The sequence below is a fragment of the Enterococcus hirae ATCC 9790 genome, assembly GCF_000271405.2.
Lineage (GTDB): Bacteria > Bacillota > Bacilli > Lactobacillales > Enterococcaceae > Enterococcus_B > Enterococcus_B hirae.
Genome location: NC_018081.1, coordinates 2,194,770 through 2,215,103 on the forward strand (window position 1 = coordinate 2,194,770; position 20,334 = coordinate 2,215,103).

Below are 20,334 nucleotides of genomic sequence, written 5' to 3' on the forward strand. Positions count from 1 at the left end.
CCATGGGCATTTTAGCTTTAGATTTTGGGGGTACATCAATCAAATACGGACTTTGGAAAGAGGAATTGATTGAACAAGGTGTGACGCCACTGCCCAAAACTTGGGAGGAAGCTTTAAAAGCAATCGAAAAAATTTTGGAACGTTATCGAAACGATGGGTATCTGATTGATGGGATAGCAACTAGTGTACCTGGAGCTGTGAGTCAAGAAGAAGACAAAATTTATGGATTAACGGCAATTGATTACATTCATCACAGAAGTTTCACTCAGGAGCTATCTGATTATTTTCAATTACCTGTTACTATGGAAAATGATGCGAATTGTGCTGCTTTGTCAGAAATATGGAAAGGGCATGCAGATGATGCTCAAAGTATTTTATATTTTGTTTTTGGTACAGGTGTAGGTGGTGCTATTATCCAAAATAGACAAATTCAGGCAGGAAAACATCAATTTGGGGGAGAATTTGGCTATATGATGCTAAATGAAGAGGGTTCATTTAGTGAATTAGCAAGTATTGTTCGTACAACTGCCTTATACAATCAACGTCAAAACCAGTCGATTGATGGGCAAGAATTGTTCGTGCGTGCAACAAATGGGGATGAATTAGCAAAATATTTAATCACACAATTTTGTCGGTATAGTGCTAGAGGTATTTATAATCTGATGATCAGTTTTGACCCAGATAAAATAATTATTGGGGGAGCCATTTCCAGTAACTCATTATTTATCAAGAAGATGAAAGAAGAAATAGAATGTTTACGGACGCGGACAGGAGCACAGCGAGTGGAAACTGAGATTCTACCTTCAAAATTTGGAAATAATGCCAATTTAGTTGGTGCTGTGTACAATTTTATGATCAAAAAAGCTAAGTAAAAAATCGTCTATCGTTCACAAGCAATATTTTTTCATAATCAATATATCCGAATAGAGAGATGTCAGAGCTTCTTCACTGTAAGCGAAACACGTCTTGCTAGACTGTTGCTTTAAATTTAGCCGCTTTTTCGATAGAAACTAATGGACTAAACTGAATTTCGATGTCTCCAGTTTGATTCAGACCAAAATGAGCAGTACAATCCATTACTTTATCAGGAGCAACTGATCCCATTGTATTGTCATTTGGATAAGAAGAAGCTTTTTTATCGTCTGAGCCATAAACTTCTACATCCATTCCTACAGGAAGGTCATTTTGACCATTGTTTTTAATTGTGTAAGTAATCTTGACTACTTGAGCAGGTTGTTCATCTGCAAATTGATTTCTTTCGTCAGTAAGTTCCACACTGTTTAATGTGTACTCAGCATCGCCAACTTTTACAGTATCCCCAACTTGGTAAAAACTTTCTTGCGCTTCTTTTGAAGAAGAGCTTGATGTAGCTTCTTTAGTAGAACTTGTTTTTGTCACTTTTTCTCCGCCGTTATCACTTGCTTTATTGTCATCTGAGCCACCCAGTGCAGATCCAATTATTGCTACAAGAATGATTGCTAGTACCCAAAACCAAACTTTTTTATAAAATGGCTTTTTCTCCTTTACTACGTAACGTTTGCCATCTTCCCCTAACACTTTTTTTAACCATTGTTTCCTCCATAATAATTTTCTAATTTACTCCCACTTAATGGCAGGTAGTGATAGTCGCCAAAATATAGATATCTTATGTTTCATTTATTAAGACATCTTTACTACCAAATATTCAGTTTTTCACAAATGAAAAGCTTCAAAAAAAACACCTAACAGTTCGCATCAAATAAGAATATTCATTTTTTACTTACATATAGTAACATGATGTGTTTGATTTGAAAATATGTAATTATAAAATTTGTTATTTTTTATTATTCGAAAGATTATGTTAGGTATCGAGAAAGTAATAGAAAAGTAGGATTATAAAAAAAATGTAGGAGATGATAAGCATCTATTGATAAGTGGTTAATGTCATTTATGTGACAAATTTGAAAGATAAATAAATGGAAAAAAAAGCTCAAAAAAGATAAAATAAGTTAAATTTATTGATGAGGTGAGTTTATGAAAAAGGGAATATTCGGGGTTATTGTATTAATTTTATTAGGAGTTGGAGGATTTTTCGGTTACAAATATTATAGCGAAACGTATAAAACAACTACTGCATACACTAAGATTCCAACAGAAGTGCCAGAAAAAACGAAATCAAAGAACAGCGATGGGAAAATCATTGCGGGTGAATATAGTTACCATTATGACGTGACTTTTGTAAAAGCTGATGGTAAAGCAACCAAACGAACATTTAGTGTGAGTGGAGAAGCACCACAACCATTGAAACCAGGTAGTTACGTGCAAGCTGACATCAGTGACAAAAGAACAAGTTCTCCTAGAGTAATTGCAGAAGAAAAGATTCCTAAAGAAATCAAAAATAAAGTAGACGAATTAAATTAGTTTTTAAAAAAATGAAAGGGACGATAAAAAGTCTGATTCAAAATCAACTATTAAATCTAGCCGGAGCATGTACTGGTTAGATTTTTTTGTTGGTCAGTTATTCCATGTGATGGAGCATTGACGCAATTTGATGGAGAAATAGATTAGCAGGGGATTGTCCAAATACGCATTCTAGGATTCACGAATGAAATTTTGACAAAAAATCATTAATATGGTTTATTAAGAATAGAAAGATGAGGTGAATGAAATGGATAATGACCAGAGGTACTCTAAGCTTGCTAAGGATAAAACCTTTGTAACTTGGGGAATGATTCCGGTAGTCGGCTTTTTTGGACTTTTAGTGTCGTTGATGATTTTCATTTAAATATCTTCAAATAGTTAGGTGAGGCTTCTATGTAAACATAAGCTACTGCCCAAAAATGTCGAGAGACGCCAATGGGTAGAACAGGGATTGTCGATAGCAAGGCTTTTCTTAAGGTAGCTAAGTGCAAACTTTACGTTGCATAGTGCCAAAGCTCAAACGTGACGTAAGTCAAACGAAAACGGTAGCAAAAGCATCAATCAGTTCTTCAGACAGGATAAAAAAATGAAACGTTGGTAGACGTTCAACATTTATCCTGTCTGAAGAACTGATGCTGGAGCACCGTTTATTTGTTATTTTGCAGACGTTCCAAAAATTTTTTACTAATTTTGTTTAGGTTAGTTTTTTAGGCTGTAAGATTATTTTTATTACATCGATTGAATATCGCTGGACACCTTGCATAGTTTTCTCTGTTAGAATGCCAGTAGTTACAGATTTTAAAAAGTGAAAAATAATATTCTTGTCATTAAAACAAGTGAGCTATTTCTTCTTTTTGATAATAATGAAAACAAGAATGGAATAGAAGATGGTGGAAAAAGCGAGTCCTTTAAGATAGAAATCGAATAATTGAACAGGTTGACTATAGGAATATTCTAAAATTTGGATCATAAAATAGATAGACGGAAAAGAGGAGAGAAGCATTAGTATGTCATATTTGTTCCATTTTGTATAAAGAGACAAAAAAAGAATAATACCAATAAAAGGGACCCAAAACAGTAATTTACTCATCGTAATCATATGACCCATCCTTATACAGCCTTTGCATAATTTAGATAATAGCACGTAGTATATAACCGACAAAGAGTTTTGTATTACCTTGTCCAATTTTTAATTGTATACTCATTAATGGCGGAATAAGTTAAGGAGAGAACTGAATAAAGTGAGGTAAATAGACGACAAAAAAGCACCTACCATTGAATGAATAGGTGCTTTTAAAGTGAACTAGAACTGTAATCGTTCATTTGGGGTTTTCACTCCTATGCGGATTTTTTCAATTCTTGCACTGCTTGTTCAATCGTCACTCCAGTGGCTACTCGATTTTCATTTGTTTTATCAAATACCACAAATAGATTCAAATCAGTATTTAGAGTTACACGATATTGTAAGTCTTTGTTATAGAATGTCATAATCATTCTCCTTTCTTAAATTCTTGCGAAAGGCAACGAAACGTTGATAACGAAATTCCATTTATTATTATAGCATAAAGAAGAAAACTTTGCTAATTAAGGATTGTTTAACTTTATATAGAAGATAAGATAAACAGGATAGAAATAGCCTATTCGCTTTAATTAAAAAACTATAAAAAAAGTAGAGGTTTATTCTTGTGTTTCTCATTTATCTATGCTATATTAAGTAAGTAATCTATTTTGAAACGTAATTTGAGCTAACTATTTTAGTTTATGACTCCTTTTGCCTATCAATAATTTATTGCAATAAAATCGTACGTTGATACGTATTAGGAGGAAATATATATGAATAACGGTACAGTAAAATGGTTTAACGCAGACAAAGGTTTTGGATTTATCACTGCTGAAGATGGAAATGATGTTTTTGCACATTTCTCAGCTATCCAAGGTGACGGTTTCAAAACATTAGACGAAGGTCAAGCAGTGACTTTTGATATTGAAGACGGTCAACGTGGCCCTCAAGCAGTAAACATCGTAAAAGGTTAATACTGTCATAATAAAAACTACTCTTTCATTAGAGTAGTTTTTTGTTTTTCTTAGTAAAGAAAAATGCTGCTCTGCCGCTCAAGTGAATACTATTGAGGAAGGGATACGGGCCTCTCCCTATTCAATAGCGAAGAATCGTGATCGACGAATGAATGTGTCAGTCAGACAGTTTAAATGAATCCTAATATAATGAATATGAGAGTGAGAAAAGGTTCATACTCTCATATTCATTGCGTTTATTTGAATCAATAAATGAGGAAAATCTGATGAACTTTTAAGAATCCATAGCTTTTATATGGATTAAATCAATTCCTTTTTGTTTAAGGTTTGTTAAACAGATCATCAGGTAGTCCTCGTCATGCTCTGGATAAATAGGTGAAGTTTGTTTTTGAGGAGAAAGATTAGTATAAGGATCACAGGCTTTCCCACGGTACTCCGGGACAGACCATTCTGGAGAAGGAAGATAATGGCGATTTTTCATTTCAGTAAGAATAAGTTGGTGATACTGATAAAGCTTGTAAGGAGAATGTTGGAAGACATAATCAACTGTTGCATGCTTTCTTCCCCAACCATTACCTCTTAATGCACAACATTCTCTATGTTGACCTAATAATTGTTTTCTAGGAAGCAAAGGGATTAATTCTTCATGCCATAAGCGCATTTACTCACTCTCTTTCATTTAGATTAGATGGTTTAATTTACGCGGTCTGGTTTTTCTGATCGTCCGATCAAATAGTCAACAGATACATTATAAAAATCCGCAATAAAAATTAGATCGATAGCGCTCGGACAACGTTTTCCCTGTTCTAATTGTAGATAAGTTTCCAACGGGAGTGAGGTTTGTTCAGCCACTTCCTTAACGGTTAAATTCTTTTTTTTCGGAGATAATCCAGCCGACAGCGTAGTGTATCTAATAAAATCGCTTCTTCAATACTCATAAATTCGCTCCTTTTGTCATTCAAATAAATTCATCGATCAATGCTTTCTATTTAAATAAACCAAATAAGCAATTGGTAATAACAAGGCTAGAATCAAACCAATCAGTTCTGCCACGAATAATTGGTCTGGTTCAAAATACTGATAATTTAAGATTTTATATGAAAAAAAGATTGCTGGTAACGTAAAAAACGCTAAAATTAAGCGTTCCTTGTTCCAGTTGATTAAGTAACAAATAATAGGGATAAGAATTAAGGTAGGAATAAAAAAAATAAGTCGACTCAATGTTATCATAGTACTAACTCCTATAGATTTCGTATTTAAATAATCATTGATTTTCAGTCGTAGGTTAACAACGAACAACCACTTACACTAAGAGGTGGAAAACACTTCGAAAAGTGATTACGACTTAAATAATCATAAGAATAAAAAAACAACCCAAATACAAGATAGCACGTTCCGAGTAACAGAACAAATAATATGCTACGTGTTTGAAAAAACAAATGATTCAAGCAATTCATATACCAAGTGATAGAGCATTTGTGGTGAAGAGGGAGGGGAAGAGCTGGAAATCGTCTGATCAAAATAAAATATTTGTTATTTAATGGAATACTTTTGGATTTTTATTAATTAAGCTTGTTTCGGATTTTTATTCATGCTATAGTAGATATAAGTTATTTTTATATCTTGAAATTTTTACTGTACCCTTAGCTCAGTTGGTTAGAGCTGACGGCTCATAACCGTCCGGTCATAGGTTCGAGTCCTACAGGGTACATATTAAAGCGCTCGTTTCTTTAAACAATGATTAGATAATCATTGTTTTTTTATTTTAAAAAGTTGCATGCTTTTAGAAATGACTAATAACTGACGTTTCAACTATTGTTTATTGGAGATGGGGAACCTCATTTGATATTTTTTATAAACGCTATAGGAAGTTTAGTAGTAAAAAAATCCTAACCGTTACTTTCCACAAAGTGAGGGAACGATCAATACAAATTTTAGGAAATAGATAGTACGAACAAAGAAAAGCCTTTAGTAAATAACGAAATAAAACGCCCACAAAGTTAAATGTTGTGGGCGTTTTATTTTCGGTTACTTCAACTCAACATTAAAATCTTTGAGTAGTTTTAGCGCTTGATCGCCATGCTTGTTTTCAGAAACAAAAGCTGTATCCACTAAAAAATCAGCTTCTGGAAATACGCTTTGTAAAGCAATGGTATTCGATAAGACACAGAGATTCGTTTCTGTACCAACGACTTCAATGTGCTTTTCTTTTTCATCTTGGTCAAAAGCTTCTTGTTTAATCTCAAGTAAGCTTTCCGGTGGCATCGTGAAGTAGTATTTCTTGACGACTTTTTCATTTTCTTTAGGAGCAAGTGTAGGAATGATTTGCAAATCTTCGCCTTCTTCATCCTGCTCTTTTCGCTCGACTGGTATATCTCTGGTAAAAAGAATATATTCGTTTTTTTACGTGCAGCTTCTAAACGTGAGTGGATTTGTTTGATTAACTTATCTGCGTGCTGAACATAATATTTACTCTCAGGATCTAGAATATGATTTTGCATATCGACGATTACTAACAATTTTGTCTCCCTCCTTAAACCTTAATAATAATTGTTGATAATATACGCTACACCAGCTTCTTCATTTGTTTTGGTTACTTCATCCGCAATATTTTTTACCTGTTTCTGTGCATTTCCCATCGCAATACTTGTTCCACTGACTTTTAGCATCGCAATATCATTTTCCTGATCACCAAAGGCAACGATCTCATGAGGATCGATTTCCAAGGTCTCAGCTAAAAAGATTAATGAGTGAGCCTTTGTTACATTTTTAGGTGTGATTTCCAAAAAATGGGGGTCTGAAAAGACGGAATCAATCCCTTCACTTTTTAAATCTTGTTGCAGTTTTTGCAATTTTGATTCATCTTTATCTGTTAATGCCAATTTTAAATAGCTGACAGATGGATCTTCTAATAACTTAGTGATTTCAGCAAATGTCTGATTTTGTAAATTGAAATGTTGGTAGTAGGGATCATCTTTCACCAAATTTGACTCATCAAAGGTTAATTGATCATCTTGAGTTTCTCGACTAGCAATAATTGATATTTTTGCCTCTTGTGCTAAGAAGAAGGCCCGTTTAAGGGTAGCAAGCTCAATTTTAGAACGTTTCAATACGTGAAGGATCTCGCCTTTCATCATCTTTGCCACGAAAGAACCATTAGATGAAATCAAATAGCCGCCGATCCCAAGTTCTTCAAATACATCTTTAGCAGAGATGCTATTTCTACCAGTCGCAATCGTGACGATCCCACCATGTCGATCAAAGTTTTGAAGTGCCTCGATGTTTTCTTTTGGTATCTTTCCATTCCGATCGAGTAAAGTACCATCTAAATCAATTGCTGCTAATTTCATATTATTCGCTCCCTTTATCTATTGCTTACTCTAAGGTTAAATGAGAATTTCCTAAAATAAAAATAAAATGCTTTGTGTTTTTGAATTTTTTCAAAAAATATTCTTAGTTTTCATTCGACATATATAGGTAGTATTTCAAATCCTATAATTGAATAAATAGGCAGAAAAACGATTAAGTTAACGTTTTCAATTCGATAAAAAAGGTTTATTTTTATGAATTATTCAATGAAAATGAAGCATATCTTTTGCTTTAAAGTTTATTGAGGCATATTCTGGATATAGAAAAGGTTAGAAAAAGATTAGAAAAAGGAGTGATTTTAATGGAGATGAAACAAGGTATCGTTCCGGTAGTAACTGCTTCAGATGAAAATTACGCTCCTTACTTAAGCGTGATGATTGCCACTGTACTGGAAAACTCCACTAAAACAAGACACATTTATTTTTATGTCATTGACGACGGTATTTCTGAATATAGCAAAGAAGGACTTAGACAAACGGTTAAAAAACATTCAGACAATGCAACGATTCAATTTTTAACAGTTGATAAAGATGTCTACGAAGATTTCCTAGTAAGTGACCATATTACTACTACAGCATACTTAAGAATATCTTTACCTAAGATCTTAGCTAAATACGACTATAAAAAAGTGCTTTATTTAGATTCAGATATTTTAGTACTGGATGACATCGTTCATTTATATGATCAACCATTAAATGGTAAAACGATTGGAGCTGTCATCGATCCAGGTCAAACGAAAGCTTTGAAACGGTTAGGAATTGAATCAGATGCTTATTATTTTAATTCTGGCGTGATGGTTATCGACATTGATCGTTGGAATGAAAAAATGATCACTGAAAAAACAATCAATTATTTAAAAGAAAATGGTGATCGAATTATTTACCATGATCAAGATGCTTTAAATGCAGTTCTTTATGAAGACTGGGAGCAATTAGAACCAAAATGGAATATGCAGACTTCCTTGATTTTTGAACGTCATCCTGCTCCAGATGCTGCGTATGAAAAATTATACAAAGCAGGAAATGAATCGCCGTCGATCGTTCATTTCACAGGGCATGACAAACCATGGAATACGTTAAAAGATCATCCATATACAAATGTCTATTTAAAAAAATTAGCGCATAGCGTTTTAAAGAAAGTGGGAGAGGTAAATGAATAGAAGAAAAGAAATCGCAATCGTATCAAGTTGTAATACCAAATTTGTGCCTCATCTAGCGGCGCTGTTCGTTTCAGTATTAGAAAATAGTGATCCAAAAGTTTTTGTACGATTTTATGTCATTGATGACAACATTGATAATGAAAGCAAACAATTATTACGTTTCTCTGTTAAGAATTCTCGTATGAATACAGAGGTGGAATTCTTGAAGATCAACAAAAAATTCTTTGAAAATGTAGTAACAAGTGATCGTATTCCGGAAACTGCTTACTATCGTATTGCTATTCCTGAGTTATTTAGAGGAAAAAATGTCGAACGTCTTTTATATATGGACTGTGACATGATTACCGTAAAAGATGTTACACCATTATGGGATCTTGAATTTAACGGTGCGATCTTGGCCGCCGTAGAAGATGCTGGTTTCCACCAACGATTAGAAAAAATGGAGATCCCAGCAAAATCAACACGCTACTTTAATTCTGGATTGATGCTCATCAATGTTGAAAAATGGTTAGAACAAGACATTACTAAAAAAGTTCTAACATTCATTGAAGAAAATCCTGAAAAATTACGTTTCCACGATCAAGATGCGTTAAATGCAATTTTACATGATCGTTGGATTCCATTACATCCAAAATGGAATGCTCAAGGGTATATCATGGCAAAAGCGAAGCAACATCCAACGCCACAAGGAGAAAAGGAATACGAAGAAACACGTAAAGATCCATCGATCATCCACTTCTCTGGTCATGTTAAACCATGGAGTAAAGATTTTGAAGGGCCAACTAAAAAATACTACGATAAATATGCAAACATGACAGCTTTCCGTTGTGTCGCAAAATTTCCTAAATATCCACTTTATGCCAGAATCAATCGTAACACAGAAGTGAGCCGCTGAGGAAAAATGTCGTAACTTATATATAATCTGAAGGAGATGATGATGATGGAAATCACGATGACAAAACATGCGATGGAGGCATTGACAAAAAAAGTAGGAAAAGATTCAAAAATTGCTTTGGCATTGATTGATTCTTCAGATCCGTTTTTAAGAGATAAAGGGGCTTGTGCAAAAGGCAGTTTTTTCCAGATTATTCCTTTCTTTGTAGAATTTGGGAAATACGTCAATAAAATCGAACATCCCACTCTGGAAATCTACACATCTAAATTAGAGCAATCTTATTTAGGTAGACATTTGAATCTTGCATATGACCACCAATTAAACAGTTTCTCTTTAGAAAATGAGATTGTTGTCTTGGATCGTAACATTAAATTAAGCAACTGTTTCTTTAGCTAACATCCTTTGTAGAAAGGGAGATTGATCATGCTGGACTATTACTTTATTGGAAAAGAGAAAGTAATAACGACAGACAAAAACAACTATAATTGGCTCGTGATCGACAGTAGTGACACTAAGGAAATCGAACAGGTGATTGAAAAGTATCGTTTACCAAAAGATATCTTTGTTGGAACTTCTCTACCAGAAGAAGTTTCAAGAATTGAAGAGCTTGTGGGGACGAATTTGAACCATCCGATTTCCTTAGTGCTACTGAATTTGTCCAACCAGGAGCAGAAAATCGAGAATCGATTAATGCCTATTTCGTTTATTTATTCGGATGAGTTATTGATTAGTTGTATCGATAAAAAAACGGACTTTTTTGATCGAGTATTAGCAAAACATGGGAATAAGATCAATTCTTTTGAAACACTTATTGCATATTCTGTCTTGAACATCTATACCCATTACGTGAAAGAACTAACAGAAATGAAAAAGAGGATTGATTCCCTCGATCAAGAAGCGCGTAAAACGACGGAAAACGAAGAACTATATAAGCAAGCGGATTTAGAACGGGACATTGTTTATATTGACCATACGTTGAGAGATCAAAAAGAGACTTTAGATACCTTATGGCAATCAGAAGATTTTGTTGAGAAATTAGCTGATGCTCGTCTACTTTATGACATCCAATTGAGACAAAGACAAACAGAAAAAATGATTTTGATCTATCGTGACTTGTTAGAAAGTATTGGGGATCTTTTTAATGGAATGATGGACAATCATTTGAATCATTTAATGAAATATCTTGATTCGGCGGCATTAGTGATCTCTGTTCCAGCATTGATTGCAGGGATTTGGGGGATGAATACTGGCGGATTACCTGGTAAAAGCTCTGGCTTAGCCTTTTTATTAGTTATCTTTGGCTCGATCGTTGTTGCAGGAGCTGTAGGCTACCATCTTTACCGAAAAGATTATACAAAATAAAAAATTACCAAACTATGAGGAGGATACACATGACAGAACCAAAATTAATTGATCCACGTAAACTTTACCATACTGAGGAATTTCCTAAACAAGACCAGGATACACCAGCATTACAAAAAGAAATGCAACCAGTTCCTGACTGTGGAGAAGAATCTTATGAAGGATCAAATCAACTAGAAAATCGCCGTGTTCTGATTACTGGGGGAGACTCAGGGATCGGGCGCGCGGCAGCTATTGCTTTTGCAAGAGAAGGGGCAGATATCGGCTTGCACTTTTTCCCAGGAGAAGAAGAAGATGCCAAACAAGTAGCTTCCTATATTGAAAAAGCAGGACGAAAAGTTGTCTTACTACCATATGATCTTAGAGACGAAACAGCGCCTAAAGAAATCGTTGAAAAAGTTGTCAGTGAATTAGGTGGCTTAGATACATTAGTATTAAATGCGGGACAACAAATCTCTTGCCCGGCTATTGAAGAAATTCCATTAGAACAAGTGAAAGATACCTTCATGGTGAATATCTTAGCGATGTTTGCGATTGTTAAAGAGGCGGTTCCGCATATTCCAGCAGGAGGGGCAATTATCAACACTACTTCTGTTCAAGCGTTCAATCCAAGTGAACATCTTTTAGATTACGCTTCCACGAAAGCAGCTATTGCAAACTTTACAATTGGCTTAGCAAAACAATTAGCACCAAAAGGCATTCGTGTTAATGGAGTAGCTCCTGGTCCTATTTGGACACCACTACAGTTAGACGAAGGACAACCGGAAGATTCTATTCCTGAATTTGGCCAACAAAGCTTGCTTGAACGTGCCGGCCAACCAGTAGAATTAGCTCCAGTTTACGTTTTCTTAGCTTCAAATAAAGCGAGCTACGTTACTGCACAAATTTATGGTGTAACTGGTGGGGAAGCTATCAACTTATAAAAAATGGGAGGTGCCAGGATGAATAAAGGGACTAAAACAATTGGTGTCATTTTTTCTCTGCTACTTTTGTCTATTCTACTATTTGTCGTCTTGATCAGTGCGGTCTATCCTTTACCATTGATGCTTGAACGATTCCGTTTCTTTACAATAACGAATTACTATATGCAGCAATATATTTTTTGGGTAGCAGTCGGCTTAGCGATTCTACTAATTATTGCATTATTGATCGTCATTTTTTATCCGAAAACGATTGGAACCTTCTTATTGAAAAAAGGGGACGGCGAATTAACGTTAGATAAAAAAGCGATTGAAGGTATGGTTCGTTCACACTTAAATGAAGATGAATTCATTCACTCACCTAAGGTTAATATCAAAGCCACAAAAAATAAGATCGCAGTTACAGTTAAAGGTGAATTAAAACGGACTTCTTCATTGATCGGGAAAACAAGAATATTGATGGATGAAATCGAAAAAGAAGTGAAACAGTTACTCGGCACAGATGAGCAAGTAAAAGTGTCGGTGAAGTATACAGGTTACCAAGCACCTACCAATAAATATCAAACAAACGAACACGCTCGTGTGGAATAAGGAGGGGCACAAATGAATGAACTTTTTGCTGCTTATAAGCTTCCGATCATTTGCGGGGCAATTGGGTTGATTCTCGCCGTACTATTGATTACAGTGGGATTCTTTAAAACCTTGTTGCTGATCCTTATGGCGATCATTGGCGTGGCGGTCGGAATGTATTTAAAACAAACAAAAATTTTTGATCATAAATCTTAGGAGGAAATTCTATTATGGATAACAACAAAACAAACAACCAAAACAAACAACCAAAACAAACCAGTATCTGCACATCCAGATCCAACGACACCGAACAATGCAAATGGTGTTCATGATGCTAAAGATAAAACAGCACCCGTTTCAGCACATCCAGATCCGGTTGTACCCAACGTTGAAAACAAAGTGGCTCATGATAAAAAAGAAAACGAAGGACAATCAGGACAACAAGGGAAACATGAAAATTCTAGTAAACCACAAGAACATTATGGAGATCAGCCAAAACCTCCAATGCCAGGGCATACACCACCTAAGCCAGAAGCCCCAGCAAAAGATCCAAAAAACACAACGGAAAACGGTGAATCTATGAATGGTGATGTGACATATGAAGATAAGGTCATTCAAAAAATCATAGGCATCTCCTTAGAAAAAGTGGATGGATTATTAACAGCTGATGGTGGCTTCTTCTCTAACGTGGCAGAAAAATTAGTCAACACTGATAATGTAACAGCCGGTATTGACACGGAAGTTGGGAAAAAACAAGTCGCTGTTGATCTTAAGATCGTTGTTGAATACGGCAAAGACATCGAAGAAATTTACCAACAAATCAAAAAAATCATTGCCAAAGAAGTTCATGAAATGACACATCTAGATGTCATTGAAGTCAATGTCGATGTTGTCGACATTAAGACAAAAGAAGAATATGAAGCAAACAGTGAAACAGTTCAAGATAAATTGACAAATGCGGCAAAAGCCACAGGAGAATTTGCATCTGAACAAACGGAAAAAGCCAAATCAGCAATTGAGCAACAAAAAGAAAATAACCAATAATCAACTGATTCAAGCACGAATTAGCTGTTCGTTCAGTCGCTAAGTAGTTGAAAGCGAAGCAACTAAAAATTAGTTTATTTATAGAGTCAATAGAAGAGATCGAGACAAGTTTTTGTCTCGGTCTCTTCTATTTTTGGCTAAGGCTCCTTTTTTAATGGTAAGTAAAATGTTTTACATAACAAAAACAGCTTCTGTCTTTTAGTGTTTGTCCATTGTGAAAAAGTGACATTACATATTCTTGTGATTCACATTAAACTTAAGAAGTAGGGTTTTATTGAAGTTTTTCCATAAAAATAAACGTAAAAGGGGCGAATTGGGAGAAAAGAAAAAAACTTAAGAAACATAACGTTTTAACTTTACTACATTGGCAGAAACAAAGGAAGAAATCAAACATAAGTATGGCATAAAAAGGAGTCTTTCTTATGAGAAAACAGACATTACTTTTCTATTGCCATTTAAAGATATAGCTTTAAAAGGAGGAGTACATTGAAAACCAGAAAAAAGTTATTACATAGTACATTAATATTAGCGCTAGCGCTTGGACAAACCAGCGGGACAGTTGTTGAAGCTGTTTCGATGTTAAGCTCAGTTGAAAGTATTGATGTCAAGAAAATTTCAAAAATGAATGAAAAGAAAACTACGACCAAGAAAGAAGTAAAAAAAGACGAGAAACGCACGAAGGAAAAAACACCGAGAAAGACAAAAAAGTTGCTGATTCAACAGAAAGTAATAAAATAAAAAGTTCAATTGAAAGTTTTGCTAATCCGACATTTGAATTACCAATACCTGTTGGAGCTGACATTATAGCGGCATCTACTGACTCAGAAAAAGAAATTGGAAAAGCTGTAAATGAATTTCTTTCTAAAAAGTTGAATCTTATGATAGATAATTCGACAGATGATTTTAAAGTAGGCGATACAATTACTTATAAAATTCCTGGCGTCTTTCTAGGTGGGAATACGAATGGAGCTGAAATCATTTCTAGTGAGTTCAGTGATTTCTGGGAGAACTGGGAAAACTCTAGTAATTATAGAGTCACTCTTCTAAATATTTTAAGAGGTACATATGCCTTGTTTTATGTTACTAGTGAATCAGAAAGTGGAAATTGGCAAATGAAAATTACAACGTCTGATCAAGCTAATGGACTTTATTATGTAGCACCTTCAGATAATAATTTATATGTTACCTTTACGCGACTAAAAGTAGCTATTCCTCAAAAAGAAGTATTCAAAGTAAGTAAGTTCCCTTATAGTAATATCAATCATGATTATGGGGTAGCTTATACTACTCGTTATGTTCCGATGACGTTTAACGTTGATTTTCCTAAAAGTAAAGGAACGCTTAAGGCAGAGGTAAAAGATGGTCCTCATGTGGTCGAAGAAAAGAGCTCTCCTAAACCAGAAGATTATGTAGAGGTGAAAGATAGCCTTGGAAAAGTGACTTATACATGGATAACAAAACCAGATACAAATAAACTAGGAAATCAAAACGTTAAAGTATTAGTGGAAGATGAAACAGGTCGGTCAAAAGAACTAACATTTACGATGACAGTTAAATCTCTGCTCACAGTAAAAAAGGAAGCAGGTGAAATCTATCAATATTCTCTTTTGCCAGATGTCAATGATTATTTTGAGGTAACCACGGAAGGATCCTATACGCTTCAATGGTCTAATAACCCAAATACAATGACAGCAGGAATACATAAGTGGGAAGCTACAGTAAGAACCTCTGATAACCGAGAAATAACGAAATCAATAACCATGAGAGTGCTGCCACATCCTGAGTTACAACTAAAATTAAAACCGATTGAGGATCGTACCGTAACCTTGGTGGAGTCGTCTGATACGTTAGCCAATACGTTTAAAAACTATATTGAAGAGGCAACACTGTTAGGGGAACCTGTAGCGATTGATGATCTTGAGTTTGTTGCGAACGAATCGTCCAAGACTGAATTTCAATCGGTTGGTACCCATGAAGTACGCATCACTGTGCAAGCGAAGCATCCTAATTCTAATGTTATGATTAAAGGATCTGGAACTACTACCGTGAACGTACTATGGGGTAATACCATCTTAATACGTTCGGTTGATGGCTATTCCGCCGGAGCTTTTGCGTTAGATGGTAGCAATTCTAATAATGCCCCAGCTACGCTATCGATTCGTCAGGGCATTGCGTCTCCTTTAAATGAAGGAGTTGGCGATATGACCGATCCATTTGGTCTTTATTATCGTTTGGAAATCTTGCGTAATGGCAATGAAATTTACAAACAAGAGGTGCCGAAACGTGCCACGTTACAAGAAATCATGAATGATTATGGAGATGCTAATAACAACACTACGGTACAAATGAATGATATTATCCAAATCACATATCCAAGCAAGACACCTAATGCTTCGGTTGTGATGATTAAGGAAAAAGAAAATGATTTTACGTATGGTACGGAGATCGCTCGTTACCGCGTGACTCCTTATGGGTTTGATCCAGCACCTGTCATGACGGCAGAAAGTGCGGAAAAAGCGTTCGTTTTAGGCGAAGACGTGAAGCAAACGAATTTGAATGAACTAGTAAAAAATGTGCGGATCAACGGTGGGGTAGCGGACAATGAATTTTATACAGTAGAACCTCTTGATGAGTTTGATACCAGCACGATCGGTAAACGAAATACGCGGGTCAAAGTCACGACAAAAGATAAACTGGCTTCTGAAATCATTGAGATTTCTTACCAAGTGAAGTGGGGAGACACTTTTGTTATTAAAGGTTTGAAAGAGGCGACAGTTGGTGCGTTTAGTTTATTGAAGAATCAAAATCAATGGCAAATCCAAGCTTCTCAAGGAGTGGACGGCACAAACTTAAATGATCCGGTGGATAATTATTTTGGGCGTGATACCTACTATTCTATCGAAGTTTTACAAGGAGCTACCAGCAAGTTCCGTTATGAAGTGGCAGGTAATCAGTCGATTCGTGAATCCATTCAGGGATTCAATAATGGGCAACCGTTGACGGTCAGTAATGGCGACGTGATCAAAGTGTATCATGCCGATCCTCTTGGGAAAAATCTTTTAATGAAAGATGAATTAGTCAAGGACTATACGATTGGTTCCAATTATGCCTATTATGAAGTCACTGACCATGGCTTGGAACCGATTTTAGCGGTTGCGGCTGATTCGATGGCTCAAGAATTTATCTTAGGTGAAGATAGTAGTAACGTTGATGGTGCGAAGTTGATCAATAGCATTACGATTAATGGAACGGCAGTGGGAAGTAATCAATATACAGTCAAACAAATGAGTGATTTTGATACTTCGGTGGCAGGATCACAAACGATCAACGTGCGTATTGATACGAAAGATGGACTCGTTTCAAAAGAAATCGAGGTTCCTTATGAAGTTAAATGGAACGATACGATTTTGATGAAAGCTCAAAATGGTCAATCAGCCGGAGCCTTTTCATTACATTCTGGGACTTCCAGTACGAATCGTGTATTAGTCTTAAACCAAGGATTAAAAACCGATCTCAATGCGCCGATTAGTACCGATTCTTCACTTTATTATTCCATTGAAGTATTGCGAGATGGTCGTTCTGTTTATCTACAAGAGGTACCGGGACGTGCTTCTCTCCAACAGGTAATGGACAATTTCGGGACGAAACAAACGTTAAATGTCCAAGCTGGTGATGTCGTTAAAATGTATCATCCACAACGTTCAGAAGGTAGTTCAGTGTTAATGGTAGATGAAATGGAAGAAGATTATACCTATGGCTCTCAATATGCCTACTATCGAGTAACCTCCTATGGTTTTGAGCCGATGTCAGTGATTGAAGCTGTTGGCTCCAACAAAGCATTCTCATTAAAGGAGAATACTAAAACGACGGACTTGAGTCAGTTGTTAGCACAAGTATCGATCAACGGCGAAATCGTTACGAATGAAGACTATACAGTGGAGAAACTTTCTGAATTAGATACCGCAACTGTGGGCAAAAAGGAAGTCAGATTAAAACTGAGGACAGCGGATGAGACAGCAGATATCGAATTGGATGTTCCTTACGAAGTGGTTTGGGGAAGTACCTTCTTGCTTAAAGGGTTAGATGACCAGAATGTGGGCGCTTATAGTATTGTGGAACAAGACGGAGAGTGGACGATCCAAGCTGGCAAAGGGGATGATTCCACCGTCTTAACCAATCATGTGAATAACATTTTTGGTCGCGATATTTACTATCGGATCGAGGTAGTAGCAAGTTCAGAAAATCAACCGAAGGAAGGTTCTGGTGTAACCGTTGAAAATATTATGGGCTTAGATCCGACGACTCGATTATCGGAACAAATAAAATACCAGTATGATGTGACTGGAAACATGACTGTGGGTCAGGCCATTAACGGGTTTAATAATGGACAGCCGTTGTCAATTGAAGAAGGGGATATCGTAAAAGTTTATCATGCAGAGGCGAAGAATAATTTATTGATGCGAGATGACTTGACGAAAAATTATACAGCGGGTTCAAATTATGCCTATTATCAAGTAGCCAATCAAGAATTTGAACCGATCACTGAGATCAAAGCTGAAACAATTTCACAAGAATTGACATTAGGCGAAGATGCCAGTGATATTGATGGAATGGATTTGATCAAAAATGTTACTTTCATTGGTCAAAAATTAGATACGACATTATATGATGTTGAACAAGTTTCTGACTTTGATACGAATACCGCTGGAGCGAAGATGTTAACGGTGAAATTGTCTACCGCAGATGGTGTCACTTCTACGGATGTGGAAGTACCTTACGAAGTCAAATGGGGGAGTACGATCCAGCTCAAAAATAAAAAGGTGAAACCGTTGGTACTTTCGGCTTAACAAAAGACAAAAAACAATTGAAACTCCAGGCGTTACAAGGAAAAGAAGGAACGAACTTAGCTAGTCGAGTCACTGAAGCCAACGATGCAGATGTGTATTATGGGATCGAAGTCTTTACAAATAACACTAGTAAATATAAATACGAAGTGCGAGGCACACAAACGATTGCCCAAGCGATCGAACGATTCAATAGTGGGGAGCCATTAAAAGTTTCTGCAGGGGATCAAATCAAAGTGTATCATACGGATCCAAGCGGGAATGTCTTGATGGCAGAAGAAACGGAGCAAAATTATACCTATGGTTCCAATTATGCGTATTATAATGTGACCGAATACGGCTTTGAACCAACAGGAGATTTTACCGTGACACCGGCAGAAGCAAAAATAATCATCAATACCAAACAAGTGGACCTTAAAGATCTCCTGAAAGAAGTGAAAGTCAACGGGAAAGAAGTACCGAAAAACGCTTATACCGTGAAATTGGATCCTGAAACCGAAATCGATACTTCAAGTTTAGGAAATCGTGTCGCTAAATTAGTGGTCAAAGTTGACCGCTCTTACGGTGGATTTTCTACTGAAACTGAAGCGACTTATGAGGTGGTGAAAGAAGGAACACCAGGAGCGTTAGGAGAAAGTTCAGGGGAAGGAAATACAGAAGAAGAGACCAACGCGGAAGGTGAAGGAACAGAAGAAGCAAACGGTGGTAACTTACCAAAAACCAATGAAACCAAAAATGCAATGTTCCCTTTATTAGGCACCGTACTAATTAGTTTGGTAGGAATGTTTCTGTTTTGGAAAAAGAAAAACCAAAAGAAGAACCAAAAAAGTAGTATAATCCTATTGAAATAAATAAAGCACTCATTAGTTGTCGTAAAACTTCTGATGAGTGCTTTTTTGGCACTGAGCTTACCATTTGCACAAATAAAGCTCTATACAAGTCTGAGGATAACAGCTATCGTCTATCAATATCCGAAAAAAATTCTTTGGTAAGCTTTGGAAAATAGCTTTTCAACGATTTTACTGTATGTATAACGAAAATTATAGTTATTATAACAAAATTAAAAATGATGTCTGCTTAACTAAACGTACATGTCGGTTTCAAGTTACTACGATAATCGTCCTGTTGAAATTTATTCATTAACCACATCTAGAGAGTGGGTCAATTCTATCTAAAGTAAATTTTATTGTAATATCAGTATTAATCAGCGTTTTTACTATCTGAAATGAAACGGAAAAATCAATGATGATTCATCAATCCCATAAATATCAGTTTTTTTCATTTCCTTTTACATTTATAGTACAATTTAAAAAATAACGATTTTAAGTAAGTCTATTTTTCCTGGTTTGTTGGTAAAATATGACATTGTACGATAAAATAATTCCTTATATGCTTCTTGATGAAAGAAAAATTTTTTCTTAATAGAGTAATCAAGGGAGGATTATGTTGAAAGATAAAAAAAGATTATTGAAAAGTGCGTTGATTTTTGCATTGATACTCGGTCAAACGAATAGTGGGACTATCGTGGGAGCAGGTTCGATGTTGCCTACAAATGAAAACAGATCTATAAGTCAAAAATCAAAAAGAACTGAAAAAACAAATCAGGGAAAAGAAAAAAAACAAGTGAAAAAGCAGATAATAATAACCTAGTAGATTCAGAAGATGATCAAAAAAATACAACAATTTCTTCTAGAGACTCTGTGCTAACCAGTTATCAACGTGGAGAACTTAGGAAGA

At 35.6% G+C, this 20,334-nt stretch carries 20 protein-coding genes, 1 tRNA gene, 2 pseudogenes and 1 riboswitch; of the genes and pseudogenes, 16 read left to right on the plus strand and 7 right to left on the minus strand.

Annotation, left to right across the window (positions count from 1 at the left end; translation table 11 throughout):
- Nucleotides 1-2: 2 nt before the first annotated feature.
- Complete coding sequence (locus EHR_RS10440; protein ID WP_010737659.1) at nucleotides 3-872, plus strand: ROK family protein; 870 nt, start codon at nucleotides 3-5, stop codon at nucleotides 870-872.
- A 97-nt stretch (nucleotides 873-969) separates the two neighbouring features.
- Here the strand turns inward: EHR_RS10440 and EHR_RS10445 are convergent, their stop codons facing one another.
- Entirely contained in the window at nucleotides 970-1,557 is a 588-nt protein-coding gene (locus EHR_RS10445; protein ID WP_010737658.1) for a DUF4352 domain-containing protein, read from the minus strand.
- A gap of 456 nt (nucleotides 1,558-2,013) precedes the next feature.
- On the opposite strand from EHR_RS10445, the gene EHR_RS10450 reads away from it, so the two are divergent.
- Nucleotides 2,014-2,400: a DUF1093 domain-containing protein gene (locus EHR_RS10450; protein WP_010719069.1), complete on the plus strand. Its 387-nt coding sequence runs from the start codon at nucleotides 2,014-2,016 to the stop codon at nucleotides 2,398-2,400.
- 367 nt (nucleotides 2,401-2,767) lie between these two features.
- Nucleotides 2,768-2,936, plus strand: a riboswitch (M-box (ykoK) riboswitch).
- 802 nt (nucleotides 2,937-3,738) lie between these two features.
- Here EHR_RS10450 and EHR_RS14295 read toward each other — a convergent pair.
- Nucleotides 3,739-3,888 carry a hypothetical protein gene (locus tag EHR_RS14295; RefSeq protein WP_010719071.1) on the minus strand — a complete coding sequence of 50 codons (150 nt, stop codon included), beginning with the start codon at nucleotides 3,886-3,888 and terminating at the stop codon, nucleotides 3,739-3,741.
- Nucleotides 3,889-4,233: 345 nt separating this feature from the next.
- Here EHR_RS14295 and EHR_RS10460 point away from each other — a divergent pair, with 345 nt between their 5' ends.
- Complete coding sequence (locus EHR_RS10460; protein ID WP_010719072.1) at nucleotides 4,234-4,434, plus strand: cold-shock protein; 201 nt, start codon at nucleotides 4,234-4,236, stop codon at nucleotides 4,432-4,434.
- Nucleotides 4,435-4,708: 274 nt separating this feature from the next.
- Here EHR_RS10460 and EHR_RS10465 read toward each other — a convergent pair whose 3' ends face one another.
- The 3 genes and pseudogenes from EHR_RS10465 to EHR_RS10475 all read right to left on the minus strand — a co-directional run bounded on the left by EHR_RS10465 (nucleotide 4,709) and on the right by EHR_RS10475 (nucleotide 5,664).
- Entirely contained in the window at nucleotides 4,709-5,095 is a 387-nt protein-coding gene (locus EHR_RS10465) for a TIGR02328 family protein (protein WP_010737656.1), read from the minus strand.
- Nucleotides 5,096-5,127: 32 nt separating this feature from the next.
- Nucleotides 5,128-5,372 (minus strand): annotated as a pseudogene (locus tag EHR_RS10470) (helix-turn-helix domain-containing protein).
- A gap of 37 nt (nucleotides 5,373-5,409) precedes the next feature.
- Nucleotides 5,410-5,664 carry a hypothetical protein gene (locus EHR_RS10475; protein ID WP_010719075.1) on the minus strand — a complete coding sequence of 85 codons (255 nt, stop codon included), beginning with the start codon at nucleotides 5,662-5,664 and terminating at the stop codon, nucleotides 5,410-5,412.
- Between the two features lie 407 nt (nucleotides 5,665-6,071).
- Between EHR_RS10475 and EHR_RS10480 the strand changes: the two genes are divergently transcribed.
- Nucleotides 6,072-6,145: transfer RNA gene (locus EHR_RS10480), tRNA-Ile, on the plus strand.
- Between the two features lie 317 nt (nucleotides 6,146-6,462).
- Here the strand turns inward: EHR_RS10480 and EHR_RS10485 are convergent.
- Nucleotides 6,463-6,953 (minus strand): annotated as a pseudogene (locus EHR_RS10485) (isochorismatase family protein).
- A 21-nt stretch (nucleotides 6,954-6,974) separates the two neighbouring features.
- The gene (locus EHR_RS10490; protein ID WP_010737655.1) at nucleotides 6,975-7,784 is read right to left on the minus strand and encodes a Cof-type HAD-IIB family hydrolase; all 810 of its coding nucleotides are present in this window, start codon (nucleotides 7,782-7,784) and stop codon (nucleotides 6,975-6,977) included.
- Nucleotides 7,785-8,104: 320 nt separating this feature from the next.
- Here EHR_RS10490 and EHR_RS10495 point away from each other — a divergent pair, with 320 nt between their 5' ends.
- The 12 genes from EHR_RS10495 to EHR_RS14530 all read left to right on the plus strand — a co-directional run bounded on the left by EHR_RS10495 (nucleotide 8,105) and on the right by EHR_RS14530 (nucleotide 20,247).
- Nucleotides 8,105-8,962: a glycosyltransferase family 8 protein gene (locus EHR_RS10495; protein ID WP_010719078.1), complete on the plus strand. Its 858-nt coding sequence runs from the start codon at nucleotides 8,105-8,107 to the stop codon at nucleotides 8,960-8,962.
- Nucleotides 8,955-9,857, plus strand: coding sequence for a glycosyltransferase family 8 protein (locus EHR_RS10500; protein WP_010719079.1), 903 nt, complete (start codon nucleotides 8,955-8,957; stop codon nucleotides 9,855-9,857). Before EHR_RS10495 ends, EHR_RS10500 begins: the two co-directional genes overlap by 8 nt.
- Before the next feature lie 45 nt (nucleotides 9,858-9,902).
- Nucleotides 9,903-10,253, plus strand: a complete 351-nt coding sequence (locus EHR_RS10505; protein WP_010719080.1) for an iron-sulfur cluster biosynthesis family protein — start codon at nucleotides 9,903-9,905, stop codon at nucleotides 10,251-10,253.
- 27 nt (nucleotides 10,254-10,280) lie between these two features.
- Nucleotides 10,281-11,219 carry a magnesium transporter CorA family protein gene (locus tag EHR_RS10510; RefSeq protein ID WP_010719081.1) on the plus strand — a complete coding sequence of 313 codons (939 nt, stop codon included), beginning with the start codon at nucleotides 10,281-10,283 and terminating at the stop codon, nucleotides 11,217-11,219.
- Between the two features lie 29 nt (nucleotides 11,220-11,248).
- Nucleotides 11,249-12,142 carry an SDR family oxidoreductase gene (locus EHR_RS10515; RefSeq protein ID WP_010719082.1) on the plus strand — a complete coding sequence of 298 codons (894 nt, stop codon included), beginning with the start codon at nucleotides 11,249-11,251 and terminating at the stop codon, nucleotides 12,140-12,142.
- Between the two features lie 18 nt (nucleotides 12,143-12,160).
- Entirely contained in the window at nucleotides 12,161-12,730 is a 570-nt protein-coding gene (gene amaP / locus EHR_RS10520; protein ID WP_010737652.1) for an alkaline shock response membrane anchor protein AmaP, read from the plus strand.
- A gap of 12 nt (nucleotides 12,731-12,742) precedes the next feature.
- Nucleotides 12,743-12,925, plus strand: coding sequence for a DUF2273 domain-containing protein (locus EHR_RS10525; RefSeq protein ID WP_010719084.1), 183 nt, complete (start codon nucleotides 12,743-12,745; stop codon nucleotides 12,923-12,925).
- Nucleotides 12,926-12,943: 18 nt separating this feature from the next.
- The gene (locus EHR_RS10530; RefSeq protein WP_080593146.1) at nucleotides 12,944-13,753 is read left to right on the plus strand and encodes an Asp23/Gls24 family envelope stress response protein; all 810 of its coding nucleotides are present in this window, start codon (nucleotides 12,944-12,946) and stop codon (nucleotides 13,751-13,753) included.
- A 486-nt stretch (nucleotides 13,754-14,239) separates the two neighbouring features.
- Nucleotides 14,240-14,491, plus strand: coding sequence for a hypothetical protein (locus tag EHR_RS14520; protein ID WP_014834630.1), 252 nt, complete (start codon nucleotides 14,240-14,242; stop codon nucleotides 14,489-14,491).
- Between the two features lie 140 nt (nucleotides 14,492-14,631).
- Nucleotides 14,632-18,600 (plus strand): wall-associated protein, encoded by a 3,969-nt coding sequence (locus tag EHR_RS13580; RefSeq protein WP_014834631.1) that lies wholly within the window; start codon nucleotides 14,632-14,634, stop codon nucleotides 18,598-18,600.
- A 17-nt stretch (nucleotides 18,601-18,617) separates the two neighbouring features.
- Nucleotides 18,618-19,448: an LPXTG cell wall anchor domain-containing protein gene (locus EHR_RS14525; RefSeq protein WP_014834632.1), complete on the plus strand. Its 831-nt coding sequence runs from the start codon at nucleotides 18,618-18,620 to the stop codon at nucleotides 19,446-19,448.
- A 595-nt stretch (nucleotides 19,449-20,043) separates the two neighbouring features.
- The gene (locus EHR_RS14530; RefSeq protein ID WP_128479502.1) at nucleotides 20,044-20,247 is read left to right on the plus strand and encodes a hypothetical protein; all 204 of its coding nucleotides are present in this window, start codon (nucleotides 20,044-20,046) and stop codon (nucleotides 20,245-20,247) included.
- Nucleotides 20,248-20,334 lie beyond the last annotated feature (87 nt).

Excerpts from the sequence above, each read along its gene's own strand:
- EHR_RS10440 (WP_010737659.1), top strand. The coding sequence starts at position 3 with ATGGGCATTTTAGCTTTAGATTTTGGGGGTACATCAATCAAATACGGA.
- EHR_RS10450 (WP_010719069.1), top strand. The coding sequence starts at position 2,014 with ATGAAAAAGGGAATATTCGGGGTTATTGTATTAATTTTATTAGGAGTT.
- EHR_RS14295 (WP_010719071.1), bottom strand. The coding sequence starts at position 3,888 with ATGACATTCTATAACAAAGACTTACAATATCGTGTAACTCTAAATACT.
- EHR_RS10460 (WP_010719072.1), top strand. The coding sequence starts at position 4,234 with ATGAATAACGGTACAGTAAAATGGTTTAACGCAGACAAAGGTTTTGGA.
- EHR_RS10465 (WP_010737656.1), bottom strand. The coding sequence starts at position 5,095 with ATGCGCTTATGGCATGAAGAATTAATCCCTTTGCTTCCTAGAAAACAA.
- EHR_RS10475 (WP_010719075.1), bottom strand. The coding sequence starts at position 5,664 with ATGATAACATTGAGTCGACTTATTTTTTTTATTCCTACCTTAATTCTT.
- EHR_RS10490 (WP_010737655.1), bottom strand. The coding sequence starts at position 7,784 with ATGAAATTAGCAGCAATTGATTTAGATGGTACTTTACTCGATCGGAAT.
- EHR_RS10495 (WP_010719078.1), top strand. The coding sequence starts at position 8,105 with ATGGAGATGAAACAAGGTATCGTTCCGGTAGTAACTGCTTCAGATGAA.
- EHR_RS10500 (WP_010719079.1), top strand. The coding sequence starts at position 8,955 with ATGAATAGAAGAAAAGAAATCGCAATCGTATCAAGTTGTAATACCAAA.
- EHR_RS10505 (WP_010719080.1), top strand. The coding sequence starts at position 9,903 with ATGGAAATCACGATGACAAAACATGCGATGGAGGCATTGACAAAAAAA.
- EHR_RS10510 (WP_010719081.1), top strand. The coding sequence starts at position 10,281 with ATGCTGGACTATTACTTTATTGGAAAAGAGAAAGTAATAACGACAGAC.
- EHR_RS10515 (WP_010719082.1), top strand. The coding sequence starts at position 11,249 with ATGACAGAACCAAAATTAATTGATCCACGTAAACTTTACCATACTGAG.
- amaP (WP_010737652.1), top strand. The coding sequence starts at position 12,161 with ATGAATAAAGGGACTAAAACAATTGGTGTCATTTTTTCTCTGCTACTT.
- EHR_RS10525 (WP_010719084.1), top strand. The coding sequence starts at position 12,743 with ATGAATGAACTTTTTGCTGCTTATAAGCTTCCGATCATTTGCGGGGCA.
- EHR_RS13580 (WP_014834631.1), top strand. The coding sequence starts at position 14,632 with ATGATAGATAATTCGACAGATGATTTTAAAGTAGGCGATACAATTACT.